17 protein-coding genes are annotated in these 17,984 nt (G+C 41.7%); 2 read left to right on the plus strand and 15 right to left on the minus strand.

The window, feature by feature from the left end; genetic code table 11:
- Positions 1-5: 5 nt before the first annotated feature.
- The 4 genes from H8S51_RS18010 to H8S51_RS18025 all read right to left on the minus strand — a co-directional run bounded on the left by H8S51_RS18010 (position 6) and on the right by H8S51_RS18025 (position 7,452).
- Positions 6-2,558, minus strand: a complete 2,553-nt coding sequence (locus tag H8S51_RS18010; protein ID WP_117922481.1) for a hybrid sensor histidine kinase/response regulator — start codon at positions 2,556-2,558, stop codon at positions 6-8.
- The gene (locus H8S51_RS18015) at positions 2,548-3,351 is read right to left on the minus strand and encodes a substrate-binding periplasmic protein (RefSeq protein WP_241070809.1); all 804 of its coding nucleotides are present in this window, start codon (positions 3,349-3,351) and stop codon (positions 2,548-2,550) included. Before H8S51_RS18015 ends, H8S51_RS18010 begins: the two co-directional genes overlap by 11 nt.
- Positions 3,352-3,595: 244 nt before the next feature.
- Positions 3,596-6,076, minus strand: coding sequence for a glycoside hydrolase family 2 protein (locus H8S51_RS18020; protein ID WP_186899814.1), 2,481 nt, complete (start codon positions 6,074-6,076; stop codon positions 3,596-3,598).
- Positions 6,077-6,078: 2 nt separating this feature from the next.
- Entirely contained in the window at positions 6,079-7,452 is a 1,374-nt protein-coding gene (locus H8S51_RS18025; RefSeq protein WP_117922491.1) for an MFS transporter, read from the minus strand.
- Between the two features lie 198 nt (positions 7,453-7,650).
- Here H8S51_RS18025 and H8S51_RS18030 point away from each other — a divergent pair, with 198 nt between their 5' ends.
- Positions 7,651-8,712, plus strand: coding sequence for a helix-turn-helix domain-containing protein (locus tag H8S51_RS18030; protein WP_186899815.1), 1,062 nt, complete (start codon positions 7,651-7,653; stop codon positions 8,710-8,712).
- 23 nt (positions 8,713-8,735) lie between these two features.
- Here the strand turns inward: H8S51_RS18030 and H8S51_RS18035 are convergent, their stop codons facing one another.
- The 11 genes from H8S51_RS18035 to H8S51_RS18090 all read right to left on the minus strand — a co-directional run bounded on the left by H8S51_RS18035 (position 8,736) and on the right by H8S51_RS18090 (position 17,228).
- Positions 8,736-9,014 carry an acylphosphatase gene (locus tag H8S51_RS18035; protein ID WP_241070810.1) on the minus strand — a complete coding sequence of 93 codons (279 nt, stop codon included), beginning with the start codon at positions 9,012-9,014 and terminating at the stop codon, positions 8,736-8,738.
- Positions 9,015-9,104: 90 nt separating this feature from the next.
- Complete coding sequence (locus tag H8S51_RS18040) at positions 9,105-9,278, minus strand: chorismate--pyruvate lyase (protein WP_117922486.1); 174 nt, start codon at positions 9,276-9,278, stop codon at positions 9,105-9,107.
- Entirely contained in the window at positions 9,278-9,484 is a 207-nt protein-coding gene (locus H8S51_RS18045) for a hypothetical protein (protein ID WP_117922487.1), read from the minus strand. The genes H8S51_RS18040 and H8S51_RS18045 overlap by 1 nt, the downstream gene beginning before the upstream one ends.
- A 37-nt stretch (positions 9,485-9,521) precedes the next feature.
- The gene (locus H8S51_RS18050; RefSeq protein ID WP_186899816.1) at positions 9,522-10,202 is read right to left on the minus strand and encodes a 3'-5' exonuclease; all 681 of its coding nucleotides are present in this window, start codon (positions 10,200-10,202) and stop codon (positions 9,522-9,524) included.
- A 1,098-nt stretch (positions 10,203-11,300) separates the two neighbouring features.
- Positions 11,301-11,795 (minus strand): nitroreductase family protein, encoded by a 495-nt coding sequence (locus tag H8S51_RS18055; RefSeq protein ID WP_186899817.1) that lies wholly within the window; start codon positions 11,793-11,795, stop codon positions 11,301-11,303.
- An 18-nt stretch (positions 11,796-11,813) separates the two neighbouring features.
- Positions 11,814-12,347, minus strand: a complete 534-nt coding sequence (locus H8S51_RS18060) for a histidine phosphatase family protein (protein WP_186899861.1) — start codon at positions 12,345-12,347, stop codon at positions 11,814-11,816.
- 87 nt (positions 12,348-12,434) lie between these two features.
- Positions 12,435-12,704: a hypothetical protein gene (locus H8S51_RS18065; RefSeq protein WP_117920791.1), complete on the minus strand. Its 270-nt coding sequence runs from the start codon at positions 12,702-12,704 to the stop codon at positions 12,435-12,437.
- Positions 12,705-12,725: 21 nt separating this feature from the next.
- A complete protein-coding gene (locus H8S51_RS18070; RefSeq protein WP_117920792.1) occupies positions 12,726-13,655 on the minus strand; it encodes an RpnC/YadD family protein in 930 nt (309 codons plus the stop codon).
- 262 nt (positions 13,656-13,917) lie between these two features.
- Positions 13,918-15,093 (minus strand): flagellin lysine-N-methylase, encoded by a 1,176-nt coding sequence (fliB, locus tag H8S51_RS18075; protein WP_186899818.1) that lies wholly within the window; start codon positions 15,091-15,093, stop codon positions 13,918-13,920.
- A gap of 90 nt (positions 15,094-15,183) precedes the next feature.
- Positions 15,184-16,806, minus strand: coding sequence for a flagellin N-terminal helical domain-containing protein (locus H8S51_RS18155; RefSeq protein ID WP_118209300.1), 1,623 nt, complete (start codon positions 16,804-16,806; stop codon positions 15,184-15,186).
- Between the two features lie 161 nt (positions 16,807-16,967).
- The gene (locus tag H8S51_RS18090; protein WP_186899819.1) at positions 16,968-17,228 is read right to left on the minus strand and encodes a carbon storage regulator; all 261 of its coding nucleotides are present in this window, start codon (positions 17,226-17,228) and stop codon (positions 16,968-16,970) included.
- Between the two features lie 105 nt (positions 17,229-17,333).
- Between H8S51_RS18090 and H8S51_RS18095 the strand changes: the two genes are divergently transcribed.
- Positions 17,334-17,912 carry a tyrosine-type recombinase/integrase gene (locus tag H8S51_RS18095; RefSeq protein ID WP_117920796.1) on the plus strand — a complete coding sequence of 193 codons (579 nt, stop codon included), beginning with the start codon at positions 17,334-17,336 and terminating at the stop codon, positions 17,910-17,912.
- The last annotated feature ends 72 nt before the right edge of the window (positions 17,913-17,984 follow it).

Raw genomic sequence — 17,984 nt, forward strand, 5'->3', positions numbered from 1 at the left:
TACTTTTATGTAATATGATTTTTCCGTTTTCTGCATATATCAGAGATCACCTGTATGAACTGTTCCGCATCTAATGGTTTTGATATATGTGCATCCATACCGGCTGATAAACTTCTTTCTTCATCATCCGCAAATGCATTTGCTGTCATTGCAATGATCGGAATTGTTTTTGCATCTTCTCTTGACATCATCCGGATGCGCTGTGATGCCTCTAAGCCTCCCATGACAGGCATCATCAGATCCATCAGGATCACATCATATTCGCCCGGTTCTGATGCTGCAAATATATCGACAGCTTCTTTTCCATTCCAGGCTTCTTTTACCTTTGCCCCCTCATTTTCCAGAACAAATTTAGCGATTTCCATGTTTATCTCATAATCTTCCACCAGAAGAATCTTATCATTTTTTATTCCCTTTTTCTCATCCGTACCCTGTTCATCCTCTGTTTCCTTTTCCATGGTACGATCCACAAGAAATGGTATCACAATCGTAAACTGTGTTCCTTCTCCGGGTTTACTCACAAAACGAATCGTGCCTTCCATCTGTTCTACCAGCTTTTTTACAATCGCAAGCCCAAGTCCGGTCCCGGCATAGGAAGTACGCGCTGAAGTCTTTTCCTGCGCAAACGGTTCAAATGCATGTTTCTGAAATTCCGGACTCATTCCAATCCCTGTGTCAGTACATACAAATTCAAACACCGCTTTTTCATTTTCCGACGGCAGTTCCCTGCACTCTAAAACAACTTTTCCATTTGTTTTATTATATTTCACTGCGTTTGATGCAATATTCTGTAATATCTGCCGGATATGAAGGGAACTGCCAAGCAGATTTTCGTGGATGATTTCTCCCATTTTTACGGTAAGTGTGATTCCATGCTCTGTTGCAGCCATTCCGACTACCGTTTCCACTTCTTTTAATATTTCGTGGATTGAAAATGGCTTTTCCTCAAGTCTGATCTGACCGGATTCCAATTTATTCATATCAAGTACATCATTGACCAGTTCCATCAGGAATGTCGACGAAAGCATGATCTTGTCCAAACATTCTTCCTGTTTTTTCTGATTTCCGATATTATACCGGCAAATATCCACCATTCCGCGTATGCCATTGATCGGTGTACGTATATCATGGCTCATTCTTCGCAGGAAATCTGTTTTTGCAACATTTGCCTGCTCTGCCTGTTCTACGGACTTTTCCAGTTTTTTCTGATAATCCAGCTCACGCATCTTTTCGTCTGTGATATTTCTGCTCAGAAAAAGTGCTGCTTCCACATTTCCCTGTGAATCATAATGCTGGGGCACCAGCATGACTGTAAACCATTCACCTTTCGCGCTTTCCGTTTTGCAGTTAACATAGTCTTTTCCCACCAGCCTGTCTGAAATAGTATCAGGATTCACAAAATCAAGGAATTTCTGCCACTCCTGTTGCGCAACCGCATTTTTACAAAAGTACTTCATCATTTTTGCAGTACTCTTTTCATTGCCAATTATTTCCTTTATACGATCAGATGCTTTGATAATTTCCCATGTATCTTTTTTGAGATCAAACAGCATACACACGGAAAATACACTGCTGACGGAACGGATGATATGATATTGCTTTTCTGTCTGACGCATATTTAACTCTGCCACATATCCACGGATCAGCATAAACGTCATCCAGCACAGTATGTAGATTACAGCCACACAGATTACAGCTTTTGTGCGCAGTGCAAATACAGATTTTGTTGGAAAAAAAACATATAACGTGTAGTCCCCCATCTGCTTGCTTTCTCCGTACCAGCATCCTCCCGTGCTTTTTAAATGAATCATTTTTTTCTCATCCCCGGTATCGATATCCGGGATAAAAATATCCTGATATTCTTCTGATTTTACTGCGAGCAGTTCCTCCGAATTGGAACTTAAAATCTGTTTTCCATCTGTCACCGCAACAATTCCATTTTTCTCAAATGTAAGTCCTGTAAACAACGAATAGAAGGATATGTCACCATTGTCCTCCATGCAATTATCTTTTTTGATATAGGCAGCAATCAGTCCTTTTTTATTTCCTTGGGAAACCACCGCAAAATCATAGACTTCGCCCTCTTTATCCAGCCGTGTGATATATGCTTTTTGCGGATAATCCAGCGTATCTTCTACCACTGGTTTCTTCATCTCATCCTGCCAGAAGTTTTTTTCTTCCCACGCATCCCCAATCTGGCACACACAATTTAACTTGTCATCTAATACCAGTACTCCATCCAATCTCTGATCTTTCATATAGCGGATGATCATTGTTTCCTGATCCGTATTTTCCTCTTCCAGCCGCTGACTAAGCTCCAGTGTCTTATCTGCCAGACGGTAAAGACTCTTTACTTTATCGTTATTTTTGTAATTATCATATTGTTTCACGCGGCTCTGCATGAAATCGAGCGTCCCGTCTGCGATTTTTCCGACCCGTGTCCTGTCATATCCGGTAAAAACGCCAAAACATATCATTACTATAAAAATACCTGCCACAAACGGCATCCATATATATTTATGTGAGATAAACCCAGTCCAATTTTTTTTATTCAGCATTTGTGACCCCCAATGCTTTTTGGACATCCAGACCGTATTTTTCTACAATACCGCCAAGTGTTCCATCCTCCTGCATCTGCTCTAATATCTGTGTCATCTTCTGTGCCAGTTCCTGATGGGTATCCTTTTTAAAAGCAACCCCAAGCTCTGAAATATACAGACTCTCATCCAGCATACAATATGTATCCGGTGCACTCTGCACAAATCTCTCTAATGCACTCTCATGTCCGGCAATCGCATCCACATACCCTTTTCTGAGACTTGCGTAGATCTCATCCATACCGGACATACTGTATACCCTTTCTACTTCCGGGATTCCCGGAAAACTCCCTTTGAGCAAAATCTCCTCCGGTTTCGTTGTCGCCTGAACTGCAATTCGTTTTCCTTCCAGATCAGATATTTTTGTAATCCCGCTGTTTTTCTGCACTGCAACGACCTGTCTGCTGTAAAGATATGGTCCAGCCCACTGATACTGATTTTCTCTGTCATTCATGGTAAAGGATCCCCACAGACAGTCCACCTCACCATTGTCTAAATATTCATCCTTTTTATCCCATGTAATACGCAAAAACACCGGCGTATAACCCAGCTTGTCACACACCGCTTCTGCCAGTTCCACATCGATTCCGGCAGGATTACCGTCATCATCGAGATAATTGTACGGCTCATAATTATCACTTCCTATAATAAGCTGTGGAAGTTCCTCTCTCTCTTTCCCGGAATCCGGTTTCTGACCGCATGCCATTCCAAGCATCGTAACACATACAAATATCACCGCAATGTACTTTTTCAAATTATCATTCCTTTTTATACTGTTCTTCTTTGTCTGATCTGCCATTTTTATTTTAGTAGTTTATAAAATGTGTGTCAATTACAAGTGTATAAATTTAACGGTTTGACGACTTTATCCTGCTTTTTTTGACAAAAAATGCGGATAATGAATTTTCACTATCCGCCAGAGCTCATATGTATTCTTTTATTTTACAGTTCATCCGCTACCGCATGAATGCTCCGCTAGTTACATTGCCATCATTTTTTTAATTTACCGGAATCGTAATCTTCTGTTTCTGTTCTTCCTTCCCTTCCATCCAGACTGTCACAGAAACCGCTCCCTTTTTGTCGCCTGCACGGACTGCTGCAAGCGCATACCCGTCATAGGTTTCCCAGCATGACGCATCATAGCTTTCGATGGACTGCGGATCGGCATTTCCAAATGCAGCAAGGATTCCTTCCCCTTCTATTTCTATATGGATGCGTCTCTTTTCATACAGATTTGCAGTTCCTTTTGCATCGCAAAGATTCATGGTAAGGAAACAAAGATCCTCTCCATTTGCCTGCAGTTCTTTTTTATCTGCTTCTACATGAATCTGTACATCCTCATCTGCTGTATCAAGCTGGCATCTGCCGGTTTCCATGCCATTTTGATAGCTGGCTGCCTCCAATATGCCAGGCTCATAATTAAGTTCAAACGTTGCCGTAAATCCATGTTCTGCCCCGGCAGGTTTTCGTCCGAGTGACCGCCCATTTAAGAAAAGTTCTACCTCCGGTGCATTCGAATACACATCCACAACCGCAGGTTTCCCCTCATATCCACGCCACGTCCAGCTTGCAATATTATCTTTGAACATCCACGGTGTCTTTGAACATTTTTTCCCATATTTATCAACGCGTTCCACCGCAATATAAGGCTCTGTCCGCAGACCATATACGATCTCCCGGAAAAAACTGACCGGTCTGCGATAACCTGCAAGATCGATATCACCGATATAGGCTGTTCTGTCCGGGTAGTGACTTCCAAAATTGCTCTTTCCATCATAATAAAAGATTCCGCATCCTGCCTCTCCCAGATAGTCGTAACCAGTCCAGGTAAAATCACCCAGCACGCGGTTAGAAGAATTGACCACTTTCCATAACCTTGCAATATCCGCCGGGAATGTCTCTGTCCCAAGCACGCATTTATTTGGATGAAGTTCTCCCTCTAACAAATGTCTGCCTGTCAGATAATTTAAACCGATGATATCCATGGACTCGCTGCTCTCCTCTAACACTTCCGTGATGATCGGATGCGCTGCAAATGCGTCTCCCGCTTCGCCTTCCATCAGCTTCATAAAACTGTTGATTGCATTACTTCCGGAGTTATCATTTGTCCCGACTTTTTCGGCATCTTTGCGGATCAGCGGTGCAAGTTCCTGCATGATCGGATATACTTTTGCCCCTGCTGCATTTAAGGCATTCATGCCGTTTGTGGTAAATCTTGTCGAATCCAGTTCTTTAAAAGCGTTACAGAGCATGCGGTTGAGCTCAGCTCCCCGCTCCGTGCCGATTTCCTGAATCTCATTTCCAACCGAATACAAAATAACACAGGCATGGTTATAATCTTTCTCCACCATATTTTTTATCATATTCTGGTATTCATCCAGAAATGAAAAAGCAAAATCGTGGTTATTTTTATGTACCGTCCACATATCTGTCAGTTCATCCATCACAAGCAGTCCCACCTTATCACAGGCATCTAAAAATGCCTTGCCTGCCGGATGATGTGCACTTCTGATACTGTTAAACCCGGCTTCTTTGATCAGCCTGCATTTTCGGAGTTCAGCATCTTCATATGCTGCTGCACCAAGGATTCCGTGGTCATGATGTACACAGGTTCCGCGCAGCTTCACCGGCTCACCGTTGATCCTTAACCCACGCAGGGCATCCAGCGTGATCTTGCGGATTCCATAGGAAATCGTCTGCTCATCCAACAGCTTATCTCCTGCATAAATCTGGACTGTACACTGATACAGATGCGGCGTATCACAATTCCAAAGCATCGGATGTTCTATCGCGATCTGCTGATGCACAGTATTCTCAGATTCCGCAAAACCAGTCAGATGGACTCTGTCCTCATATACCCGGTGTTTTTCATCCTCCAGTTTTGCTATAATAGTCAGTTTTTCTTTTTTTCTGGAACGGTTTAAAACTTTCGTTGAAATTTCGACAACCGCAACATCTTTATCTGCTTCTTCTGTTGTAATACGTACTCCATTTAATGGAATCTGCACCGGCTCTCCGACATACAGGCTGACTCCCCGGTAAATGCCGCTTCCGGAGTACCATCTGCTGTTTTCTTCTGCGGAATTGTCTGCGACAACTTTGATCTCATTTTCTTCCCCAAAGTTTAAATATCTCGCAATATCCACATAGAAATTTGTGTATCCATTTCTGTTGGTCTTTGCCAGCGCACCATTGATGTAGACCATGGCTGTCTCATACACACCTTCAAATTCCAGTAAGACTGTTTTTTCTTCCCAGTCTTCCGGTACGGAAAATGTTTTGAAATAGGTATACATACCGCCCGGATAAAATCCGGTAGCGCCTCCGTTTTTTGTATTTTCATCCCGCGTCTCATGTATCATGGCATCATGTGGAAGTGTAACTTCCTGTGCCTTTTTTCCATATATCTGAAGCACTTTTAAGGACGGCACATATCCTTTTACAAACTGCCATTTTGCATTAAAATCTGCCTTTATCATTCCTATACTTCCTTTGCGTGTTCTTCATCCCATTTTTTGTTTGCTTTCTCCACATTTAACAGTCCAAGAATCACTGTGATCGCAACACTGAGGATTACCGGAATCACGATATACATGGCAAAGATCATATTGATCGCACCTTCTGTCTGCTCTGCTGCAGTTCCGATATAACCGCCTAAGTCTAACAGCCAGCCCACTGCTGCAGTTCCGATTCCACCGCCGATCTTGATACCTAAAGAAGAACAGCTGAACATTGTTCCATCCATCCGCACGCCCTTCGTACGATAAGTATAACCACTGATTTCCGCAATCAGCGCATTTAAAGTTCCGCTTAAAGTTCCTGCAAAAATACCTTTGATAAACATAAATAACAGCATCAATTTGACATTTCTCTGGTATGCAAAATAGATAAAAAATACACTGAGTACACAGTTGATCGCATATCCCCAGAAATTCACTTTCTGCATGCTTCCAGTCTTTTTCACAAGCATTGGCGTAAAGATCAGTGCGATGATTACCGGGAACATTTTCATCATCTGGAACATGCCAAGTAACGATGCATCTCCAAGTACATATTTTGTAAAATAAACACCACTGCCTGTTGTAATATTACTCATTATGTAATATACAATATACAAAACAAGAATCAAAACATAATATTTATTGGTAAATAAAAATTTCATGCTTTCCCAAAAACCAAGTTTATCATCCTGCGGTTTTGACTCGTCTGTCTTTCTTACCGACTCATCCGGTTCTACCTCTTTTACTGCAAGACAGCTGATCGTGTTGACCACCAGACCGATCAGTGCACAGATGATCGCTACCGCTCTCCATCCGGCTGCACCGCCACCAAAAGCCTCCACACCGCCTGTTACAGCAAATCCCATAACAATATTGGTTACGACTGCAAACATAAAGCGGATAGAACCAAGCTGTACTCTCTCCTGCGGATTATTGGTAATCAGTGCTGATAATGTGGAATATGCAACGCCGTTTGCCGTGTAAAAAATTGCATTCAGGCAGGTATAAAATGCAAAGAAATATGCATACTGTGCAGTTTGTCCCATATTCGGGATTGAAAACAGCAATACCAGACATAACGACACACCGATCTGTGCATACAGCATCCACGGTCTTGCTTTTCCGAGTCTGCTTTTTGTCCTGTCAATCATATTACCAAAGAAAACATCCGTTACTCCGTCAAAAATCTTTGACACCAGCATTAATGTTCCGATGATGCTGGTCTTTAATCCCATGATATCTGAAAGATACAAAAGCAGGAAACTTGAAACCAGTCCATAGCTGCAGTTTGATGCCAGATCCCCCGAACCATATGCAAGTTTCTGATACCATTTTAAATATTTTTTATCATTCATTTTTTCCTCTTCCTTCTCGTCTTTTTTGCTGCCTGTCCACACATAATGTGCGATCAGAATCACTTTTTTACATTCGAATGTTGTTGCATTTATTCTATCACTTTGCTTTTTTTCCCTTCAATGCTATAATTAGACACAACATCCATCATTTAGTAACATATTCGCGACTATCACAAAAAGTTCCAACGGGAGAATCCAATGATCCAGTCATCCATTGATACTTTAAAAAACAATTTTTTTGAGATCCAGAATGTAAACAGCAGTTTTAACCAGTACTATCACCTGACTTCCCCTTATAATGCCGTCATTGAAACCTACCGCTGTGATCTGGATATGCCTTATTTTAAAATTTCAAGTTTTTCCCCAGAGCACACCAGCCATTCTCTGATCGATGCCACGGAACTTTTGGAAAAAATGAAAAACCGCCCTCTGCACCAGCACGATTTTTTTGAAATCATGTTTGTTCTGCAGGGAGAAGCGATCGTTAAAATTGAAAATACAAAACGGGTTTACCCATCCGGAACCGGATGTATTGTGAACTGTAATTTAAGACATGTGGAACTTCTCTCACATGATTTTCGGATTTTCTTTCTGAATTTATCCAAAGATTACCTGTTGTCCCTGTTTCAGTCGGACAATCTGTTCCATCTGATGCCAGAGACAAATATGGAGCAGAGTGATGCGTTTCACTTTTTATATAAAAATGCTGCTGATGAGGATAATACCAAAAAAGAATATCTTGACTTTTTCCCCTCATACCACAACCCGGCAGCCTTTGAGAAACTTTACCAGATTGCAGAAGAAATCATAAAAATCACACTGTCTCCGCAGATTGGTTCTTCCTTTTTTATCAACGGACTGATCTGCCGCTTTTTAGATACGCTTTCCAATCCGGACTTTTTTCATCTGGCAAGTATTCAGATTGATTACGGAAATGATTTTCTGATCTTTACAAACCTGACACATCTATTAGAAAACAGTGACGGGCGGCTCAGCCGGCATGAACTGTCGGATCTGCTCAGTTACAGCGGCGACTATTTAAACCGGATCACAAAAAAATATACCGGAATGACCTTATTCGAATATGGAACTACGTTTTCTCTCCGTAAAGCAGAATATTATCTTTTAAAAACGGATCTTTCCATATCCGAAATTATTGCACAGCTGAAATTTACAAACAAATCTCATTTTTATAAGCTTTTTTATGCAAAACACCATCTGTCACCAAAAGAATTCCGAGGCAAATACCGTAAAGATTAGATGGAGCAGACGGGACTGGCAACTCATCTGACATGAAACCCATATTCACGTTCTTCCACCGGTATCTGTTTTGCCACGATCCGGTCAATGTTTACATAGGTTCCCTGATTTACCAGAGCAAGCACTTTATCGATCTGTTCTTCTGTTCCCTGCATCTCTAATAATACAGAGCCGTCCGGCTCATTTCTTACCCAGCCGGTCACGCCGAGCATGTTTGCGGCATGCTCCGCCCTGTACCGAAACCCTACGCCCTGGACTGAACCATAAACAGATATCTTTTTCCGGATCATATTGTTGCCCATAATATAAAACATTTCCTTTCATCGCCAACGCTGACATATTGGGTTCAACCAGATTCTTTGCTATTTGATTCCACGCGATCGAATCAACCTCTACCCAATCAGTTCGTACTGCATCAGCTCGTATTTTAACTTACTGCCTTCCATAATCTCTGCAGGAAGCAGCGCACGTGCCACAAGTTTCAGATCATCCGATGTGATATCTGTTCTGCGCAGATTAGCATAATCTCCATCGATAGAAACAACTTCATAAAACCAGGTTTCCATTACTGTAAATCCTCCTCTGTATAATAAGTACCTGACATTTCTGCATTGATCTCGGCAATTTCTTTTTTTCCGTTGATATAATCTGCGTAAATGTCCCACAGATCCATATCTCCACTGTCACCAAGTCCGTCCTCGTCAGGAATCCACTGTCTGATCAGCGCAATACGCTGTTCTTTGGTTGTATTTGCAATACTGTAATCTTTCATTTTGCCTGCTCCTTTTTCTGTTTGTAACCATTATTTTTTATATATTTTCCGTATATCTGCAGTCCGGGAAACCTGTGCATCCCCAGAATTCACCAAATCTTCCGTTTCTTTTTTTCAGGGTGCACCCGCACCGTGGACAGATTTTCATCTCTGTCTGTTTGTTTACGGTTCCTTTTAATTCCTCTGCCATAAGTTCAAATACCTGCTGATTCATCCGGCAGTCAGCGAGGGCACGGTGTGCCCCATTCGTAGAAATGCCATAATGTTCCGCCAGATCACCAAGCCGTCTGTGTTTCCACTCCGGGAAGCATTGCTTCGCAATCGCAAGAGTATCTATGTAATCATTCGTGAGTGTCTGTCCAAAATATTTTTCGCAGTCCCTGTACAAGAATTTCATATCAAAACTTGCAATATTGTGGCCTGCCAACACATCATCCCCAACAAATGCCAAAAATTCCGGTAAAACTTTTTCAAAGGTAAGCGCCTTTTCTACCATTTTATCGGAAATATTATTTACTTTGCTTGCCGCATATGGGATATGTCTGCCTGGATTCACAAGTTCACTGAACTCGTCCACGATTTTTCCATTTCTGACTTTTACTGCGGAAATCTCTATAACCTCATCATAAAGGCTCGATATCCCCGTCGTTTCAAGATCATACAGCACATAATCCGGTACATATTCGTTCCGCTGCTTTCCCTTTTTCTTTCCTAACATCAAAGTTCTCCATTCTGATGATATATATTTCTGCTGTCGTTTTTATCATCTAAAATAATATAAGTTAACCAACAAATGATGGTTTGTTTATGAAATAAATCGCCCGTCCAAATGGTGAGTCGCAGGTTTGTGAATGGCATCTTGCGCAAAGCCGGAGTTAATTTTGGTTCCGTTGTACGAAAAATAAGAAAAGTCTAGGTATGCCTGATTTAGGTTTTCTCAGAGTGACGTGACCGGCAACAACGAGTCATCCGTGGCAGAACATCACTGTGTGTAGACAGGCATACCAAGATTTTCTAATTTTCTCCCAAAGTCACAAAATTAGCTTCGGCTTTGCGCAAGATGCCAGCCTCCAGGTTATGAACACCATTGGGGCGGGCGGTTCATCTCAGAATTGGGGGCGCGGGTGTGGATTATTGATATTCACACGAATAAAAATATGCTTAAATTTCTAATGTGCTGTATCATTAATATTTAGCCTGATGACTTTCCAAAATTTTCAGCTGCTGCATTGTATTACATGAAATTTTTCGTAAATTGCCAGACTAATAACGCAGAATATTTTTTCAAATGTGTATGGCAATAAATATGGGCATAACGGGATACGTTGAGGTTTTTCCAGTATTATCAAACCAATAATAATCTATTAAACATAGTTATTTGGAAATATTTTTTTAAACAGATTCAGACACAAAACACTAAAAATTTACGCCCCAAAGGTTGTAAAATGAGTTCCCCGGCGAAGGGTGTTTCACAACTTAGTGGCTGGCAAATCGCATCAAGCCAGGACTCGTTTTGTGACTTTGGGAGAAAATTAGAAAGTCTTTGTATGCCTGTTCACAATACAGTGTTGTGCTGCCATGGACGGCAGCACAAGTCTTAATGTGCCCGGATGGCACATTTAAGACGCACACGTCACTCCACCACAATATAAATCAGGCATACTTAGACTTTCTTATTTTCGGACAACGGAACAAAACAGTCCCGGCTTGATGCAATTTGCCAATCGTAACCCCCCAGAACCACCCTACACAGGGAAACTCGTATCACCCACAAACCAGTATTTGCCGATCTATTCATAGTATGTAGATATCCAAATTAGCGTACATAATGTACTCTGTTTTCCTCATAGCGGTCTTCCTGCGGTCGCTCCTCCGCCGGATAGCCACATGGAACAAGCGCAAACGGATTTAATCCGGAAGGTATACCAAGCACTTTTCTGACCGCCTCCATACGTCCTGCATCCGGTGAAATTCCCATCCATACAGCGCCAAGTCCCTGTGCATCTGCCTCTAACAACAGATTTTCAACTGCTGCACTTAAGTCAATGTTAAAATATTCTGGTGCGATTCCCTCCGACCGGAAGCATGGAACAAAGATAACCGGTGCCTCCGCTGCACATTTTGCATATGGTGATGCCTCTGAAAGTGCTTTTATGACATCCTGATTCGTTACCACATAAAACTCCCACGGCTGCTGATTGCATGCGGACGGTGCTGCCATCGCTGCCCTTAATAGTTTTTCGATCTTTTCCTGCTCTACATCCTTTGCCTGATATTTTCTCACACTGATTCTGTGAAATATACTGTTCATTCTTATTCCTCCCATCCTTTAAAAATCATATCTGACCACTGCACAGTTTTCCACACCAAATGCAGCATACTCTTCATTTGTCATTTCATAAAAATAGGACTGCACCACCCGCGCAATTCCATTATGTGCCACGAGGATATAAGTCTTGTCGGAAGCAGTCACCTCATCTAACAGATTATAGATACGCTGTGCCAGATGAAGCATCGACTCACCACCCGCGTAACGGTTTATAAACTGTTTTTTAGCCTCTTTAAATTCTTTTCCATCTCTCGGTGTGGACTCATATCTGCCAAAATTCTGCTCTTTCAGCCGCGCTTCCTCCCTTGCAGGAATCCCGGTAATTTCCGAAATGTGAAGTGCTGTATCTTTCGCCCTGATAAGCGGGGAATACAGGATTTCGTCTGCCATGATCCCCTGTTCTAAAATCTTTTTTCCTGTCTCGATCGCCTGTTTATGTCCAAGATCCGTGAGTGCAATATCCGTTGCTCCACAGATCTTATTTTCCACATTCCATATTGTCTGTCCATGGCGGACAAAATAAACCTGTCCCATTTTTATCTCCATTCCTGCGCTGTCCTCCAGCGCATCTTACGTTTGTGCGTAAGCACAAATCTTGTGTATGAAAATGTATTTTTCACATTATATCCATGCATAGTCGCCGCCTGTCACAGCAAGTGAAAGAAGTGTATCCATCCGTTCAACCTCTTCGGCTCCTTTTACAACCTGGATCAATTTCGCACTTTCTGCTGCCACCGGCATTTCCTCATCCGGTCCGACCTCCATATCCGGTTCCTCCCCGCAATAAGGACATACAAGCTGTGGTCCTATCTGTAATGACAAAAACCGGTTTCCGCATTCTTTACATTCATAATATCCGCACATCTGCGTGCCATCCGGTACATAATACATTGTCTGATCCTCCATATCTGCCTACATCTCTTTCGTGGCTTTTTGTATTTCTTCCTCTGTAGCTTTCAAAAGTTTTCTTGCCTGTTCAACGGTTCCTCCGTTTTTAAGATAGTCTTTAATAATTCCAAGACGCCCCTCCGACTGTCCTTCTTTTCTACCCTCTTTGATGCCTTCTTCCAATCCTTCTTCCCTTGCTTCTTCCTTCCAGACCTTTACAGCTTCATCCATATTAAATTCTGTTGCAAACATACCCACTACCTCCGATCCCAAATAAGTTAACTGATCTGTAAGAACTCCTTCTTTGATGCATTCCCGCACTGCGATATCTATCGCCTCTTTCAATTCACTTCCATTTTTACATAAGTGCTTAATTTTATCAACAAAATAACTGTATCCACTTAATAATTTTGTCTGCTGCAATAATTTAGAGTTCTTTCCGTAGTTAATATTATAGACTTTTACTTTCAGATCAATATTAACTTCCACGCCTTCCGGGAACGCATCTGACAAGTGCATTTCCCAGTATTCTTTCTGATTACGGTCTCCATTGTAAAATACCACAAACTCCGGTGCATCCAGTTCTATCCGGCGTTCTTTGTATACGGCATTTGTTGTCATCATCTGATTGTATGTCCTACCCAGATACATCAGAAAACGCAGCGGCATATTTTCATTCAGTGTAGACTGATGTTCCGTCAAAACAATCACACGTTTTTTTCTGACGCGAAATGCCAGATCATTTTTCATCTGTCTTGTAAATACATCTTCAATGGTACAGTCTTCTATCTCGCTTTCATCTGTCAGACAATCATCAAATAATGCATTATACAACTCCAGCATACCCGCTTTTTCTTTGAACAGATACCGGAAAAAAGTATCCTTATACTTTGTATTGGCATACGTTTTGTCTGCAGCGTTACCTGCAGACACCCCATTCATATTTTCACTCATATATTCTTCTCCTGATTGTACGCTAAAATAACCCTATTTACAAATTTAAAATCATGATTCAACATACACCTACCGAAAAATGTAAGTGCAGTTTAACATCATATTTTACATTTGGCAAACAAAAACGTCATTTTGTACAAAAATTTTGAAGTTAAAGTATACAGTGTGCACAAAAATGTGTCATTCAAACTATACAGTATACAAAAATGGGCGATAACACACACCGTTCTGTGTATTTCGCCCGTTACACTCCTTCTTCCGTTTATCCCCATAAATTACACAGGTAAATCAGAAATGTCGGAGACAAAACCCCCTCGTCCATTCCAAGCTGCATAATCTTCATAATTTCCTCATTTCCATGTAAAAACCTCCGAACCACAAATGCTATCATCGCATTTCTTGTTTCCAAATCCACATCATACTTTATAGAATATAAAATCAGCAAGTGGGATGATACCAGATTGCACAATACGCATGCAAGATAATTTTTCAGTAATTTTCTTTCCTTCTGCGGTGCAAAAGCAGTCCGCATCCAATTATAGACAAGCATGTTTTCCCACTGCTGTTCATCTTCCTGTGCCGTCCATTTTTCTCTGGCACAATTCCATTCCTCAAACGTACATTCCCGGTTCAAATGCAATAACTGCCATATCTTATCACAAGTGCCAAATTTATCTGCAAACATTGTTCCAAGGATAATTTTTTCATAGGCATTCACTGTTCCACACAATGACTGAAACTGCTGCTCGCGGTTGACCTCCATATCCTTTATTCCCTCATACATTGCCTGATAAAATGACGGATTAAAAAAGTGCGTTATCTGCGCTTCCACCGCTTTAAAATCCTGCTGTCCTATCTGTGAACTCATTTTTTCTATCGTATAAGCCCCATAAAATTCACGGAACCATAATGGCAGCTCTGTATTCTGTATAAAATCTGTAACTGCTTCCCTTACTGCAAGATTAATTTTCATTACATCATTATATATTGGAATATTTTCCATATTAAGATCAGGATCACTCTCTGATATAAAAGTTAACTTGTCCTTTACTTCAAACAATAACTGCACTGCTTTCGGGCAGCCGAGAAATATATATTTTTCATCCGTATCATATGAACGGACTGTTTCTCTTGGAAATACCACACAGGTACGACATAATTTTTCTGCTCCCTTATCCAATACAATTTTGCACAACTGGTCTTCATCCAGCATCGGGCACATACCATCCGTCTCCCGCAAATTTACTACACTGCCTTGCAGATTTTGATCATATTTTACACATTTTTTTGCAAATCTCCCAATCTCGCCGCCCATCATCCTGTAATCTTTTAATGTTTTCTCATCTATTACGATTGACCATCCCCCACAGCAGGTCAGTGGACACTCTGCTCCCATACAGGAAAACTCATCGTAAAACGTTGCCTTTAACAGGTTCATTTTTAACTCCTTTTCTACGAAAAATGCCCCGGAGCGTAACGCCCCAGGACATCTTTACATTGCATATAATAATTACCGTTTTTCCAGAGATTACTGTAATAAGGAGAGTACACCCTGTGTAGACTGGTTCGCCTGTGCGAGCATAGACTGACCTGCCTGTGCAAGAATGTTGTTCTTGGAGTACTCAACCATCTCTTCTGCCATATCTGTATCGCGGATACGGGACTCTGCAGTCTGGGTATTCTCTGCTGCTGTATCCAGGTTGCTGATGGTGTGCTCCAGACGGTTCTGGATCGCACCCATTTTACCACGCTGTGCAGAAACTTTCTTGATTGCTGCATCAATCGTGGTAGTAGCTTTCTGGGCACCGGACTGTGTGCTTAAGTCTACTTTGTTGCCATCTACGCCAAGTGCTCTTGCACTCATGTCATCGATAGAGAAACTCATGGTCTGACCTTCATTTGCACCAATCTGCAAGGTAATGCCAGCACCAGAAGATACACTGTCATAACCAGCCTGCCCCCACATAGCATCTGTACTTCCAAGACCAGCTCCGGCGGTATCACCCATTGTAATATCGCTCACCGATGATGCGCCACTGGTTGCAAATAAAGTATTTGGCTCATCTGGTGTATTTCCACTTAATTTAACATCAAAGTCGAATCCTGCCGTTTTAAGAATATCCTCTAAATCTTCTGCCGTATATTCTTTGCCTGCTGCAAGATGAATTGTATACTGACCTTCTGTTACCGTATTGGTTCCACTGATTTCAATTGCTGTATTTGTCTCTACTTCTTCTTTGCCTGCCGCCTTATCGAATGCGAATTTAAACACAGTATTATTGAACTCTGTTCCATACTTATTTGCCGTAAATGAAATTGTATCTGCTCCAACAAATCCCGTTACAGTTCCATCATCAGATACTGCCTTCACACCACCGACTGTTGCAGTTCCGGCAGTTGTGTCTGCATCTGCATTAAAAATACCATTCTTTAAAGATACTTTCACTTCAGCCGGTGCGCCAGTTGCGGTACTGTCTTCCTGTTTTGCATTTGCGATCAAGTCATCAATTTCGTCCTGTGTATATACCTTATTTTTCGAAAGATTTAAAGTTAATGTCTTTCCATCAGCAGCCCAGATAGCAGTCTCCTGACCTGCCTTTGTTGTTGTGGAAGCTGCTGTTGCTACTTTAATACCTTTCACGTTAGATGTTACAAGTGCACCGTCTAATGTTGCATCTACAACACCAAACTTCGGACCTGACCCGGTTGAAGATGTACTTCCACTCTGGGAACCATCCAACAGCTTCATCGTATTGAACTCTGTTGTCTCAGAAATTCTTGTCAGTTCTTCCTGTAACTGGGAAATCTCGTTCTGTACTGCCTCGCGGTCGTCATCTGTCTCTGTACCGTTGGAAGCCTGTACGGATAACTCTCTCATTCTCTGTAAGATGGAGTGTGATTCGTTTAATGCGCCCTCAGCGGTCTGGATCAGAGAGATACCATCCTGTGCGTTGTCAGATGCTTTGTTTAAGCCACGGATCTGGCTTCTCATTTTCTCAGAAATAGAAAGTCCTGCTGCGTCATCTGCTGCACGGTTGATCTTGTAACCGGAAGATAACTTCTCAGATGATTTTGCCTGCATTCCTGTTGTAACGCCTAAATTTCTGTTCGCATTCATTGCGGACATGTTGTGCTGTACTACCATTGCCATAATATTTACCTCCGTGTGATAAAAATGTGTTCTGCCGTTACCCGGCATCCGGGAATCCTTTCCCTTTTTTTCCGTGATATGCGGAAATTTTTCTTGATTTTTAAGACATACGTCTTAAAAAGATTTATAATAAGCCCGACCCCTAGGTTAGCCTGACCTTATTACCTTGCTTCTTCTGATCTGCTGTGGCGCTCCCTCATCAGAATTGCAGCAATCTCTTTCTGTGCCTGTTCCGAAATGCCCTGTTCCTTATAGTAGTGAGTGCGGTTGCTTTTTCTTTCTGCAGAACTACGCGCAATATTCATCTCTCTCGGCGCATCCACCAGAAGATGAATGTTATTTGCAGAACCGCCGGAAAAAACGACCCTGATGTTTTCACCGATGTCAATATAGTCACCGGGCTTTAACGTTAACTTGAGCATAAAATCTGTTTTCCTCCCTGATTATCTGTTTCTCCCTGAATGCAACATTCCATATAAAATGTTGCGTTTACAGGCTTGCGGTATTTTCCGCAGAAAGGAGTCATTATGGGTACAACACAACCGATCCGTGACAAGGACGAACTAAAAAATTTCATTGCATATTACGAGGCTGCACATCCGAATATCCGCAACTATACGATGATCATTCTTGGGCTCTACACCGCATTGCGCATCAGTGATGTATTGAATTTAAAATGGAAAGATGTGTATTATTTTGAGAAAGACTGTTTCTTAGATCATCTTCTGATCCATGAACAGAAAACAGGAAAGGTCAATGAGATTGCCTTAAATTCACATGTTATCAAGGCACTGGACTGTTACCGGAAAACAAGAAAACCTGACGCAGAGGATTATATTTTTTCAAAACAGACTAATCCCACGCAGCCACTCTGCCGCTCCCAGGCATATCGTATTGTACGCAGAGCAGCGGACGAAACCTTATGCGAAACGCATATCAGCTGTCATTCGCTCCGCAAGACGTTCGGTTATCATGCATGGAAACAGGGAATTTCGCCGGTTCTTCTGATGGATCTGTATAATCATTCTTCGTTTTATATCACAAAGCGTTATCTGGGAATTTCTCAGGACGAGCGGGACAGTATTTTTCATACCATTAATTTCTGAACAGATTTAAAAAAATTTAGATTTTGGGGTTAAGTTTCTTTTTGTTATGCCGAAATAATAATTGTAAATAAA

This window comes from Roseburia rectibacter (assembly GCF_014287515.2).
GTDB classification, from domain to species: domain Bacteria; phylum Bacillota; class Clostridia; order Lachnospirales; family Lachnospiraceae; genus Roseburia; species Roseburia rectibacter.

Coding starts and splice junctions, on each gene's coding strand:
- H8S51_RS18010 (WP_117922481.1), bottom strand. CDS start 2,558: ATGCTGAATAAAAAAAATTGGACTGGGTTTATCTCACATAAATATATA.
- H8S51_RS18020 (WP_186899814.1), bottom strand. CDS start 6,076: ATGATAAAGGCAGATTTTAATGCAAAATGGCAGTTTGTAAAAGGATAT.
- H8S51_RS18025 (WP_117922491.1), bottom strand. CDS start 7,452: ATGAATGATAAAAAATATTTAAAATGGTATCAGAAACTTGCATATGGT.
- H8S51_RS18030 (WP_186899815.1), top strand. CDS start 7,651: ATGATCCAGTCATCCATTGATACTTTAAAAAACAATTTTTTTGAGATC.
- H8S51_RS18035 (WP_241070810.1), bottom strand. CDS start 9,014: ATGGGCAACAATATGATCCGGAAAAAGATATCTGTTTATGGTTCAGTC.
- H8S51_RS18040 (WP_117922486.1), bottom strand. CDS start 9,278: ATGGAAACCTGGTTTTATGAAGTTGTTTCTATCGATGGAGATTATGCT.
- H8S51_RS18045 (WP_117922487.1), bottom strand. CDS start 9,484: ATGAAAGATTACAGTATTGCAAATACAACCAAAGAACAGCGTATTGCG.
- H8S51_RS18050 (WP_186899816.1), bottom strand. CDS start 10,202: ATGTTAGGAAAGAAAAAGGGAAAGCAGCGGAACGAATATGTACCGGAT.
- H8S51_RS18055 (WP_186899817.1), bottom strand. CDS start 11,795: ATGAACAGTATATTTCACAGAATCAGTGTGAGAAAATATCAGGCAAAG.
- H8S51_RS18060 (WP_186899861.1), bottom strand. CDS start 12,347: ATGGGACAGGTTTATTTTGTCCGCCATGGACAGACAATATGGAATGTG.
- H8S51_RS18065 (WP_117920791.1), bottom strand. CDS start 12,704: ATGTATTATGTACCGGATGGCACGCAGATGTGCGGATATTATGAATGT.
- H8S51_RS18070 (WP_117920792.1), bottom strand. CDS start 13,655: ATGAGTGAAAATATGAATGGGGTGTCTGCAGGTAACGCTGCAGACAAA.
- fliB (WP_186899818.1), bottom strand. CDS start 15,093: ATGAACCTGTTAAAGGCAACGTTTTACGATGAGTTTTCCTGTATGGGA.
- H8S51_RS18155 (WP_118209300.1), bottom strand. CDS start 16,806: ATGGCAATGGTAGTACAGCACAACATGTCCGCAATGAATGCGAACAGA.
- H8S51_RS18090 (WP_186899819.1), bottom strand. CDS start 17,228: ATGCTCAAGTTAACGTTAAAGCCCGGTGACTATATTGACATCGGTGAA.
- H8S51_RS18095 (WP_117920796.1), top strand. CDS start 17,334: ATGGGTACAACACAACCGATCCGTGACAAGGACGAACTAAAAAATTTC.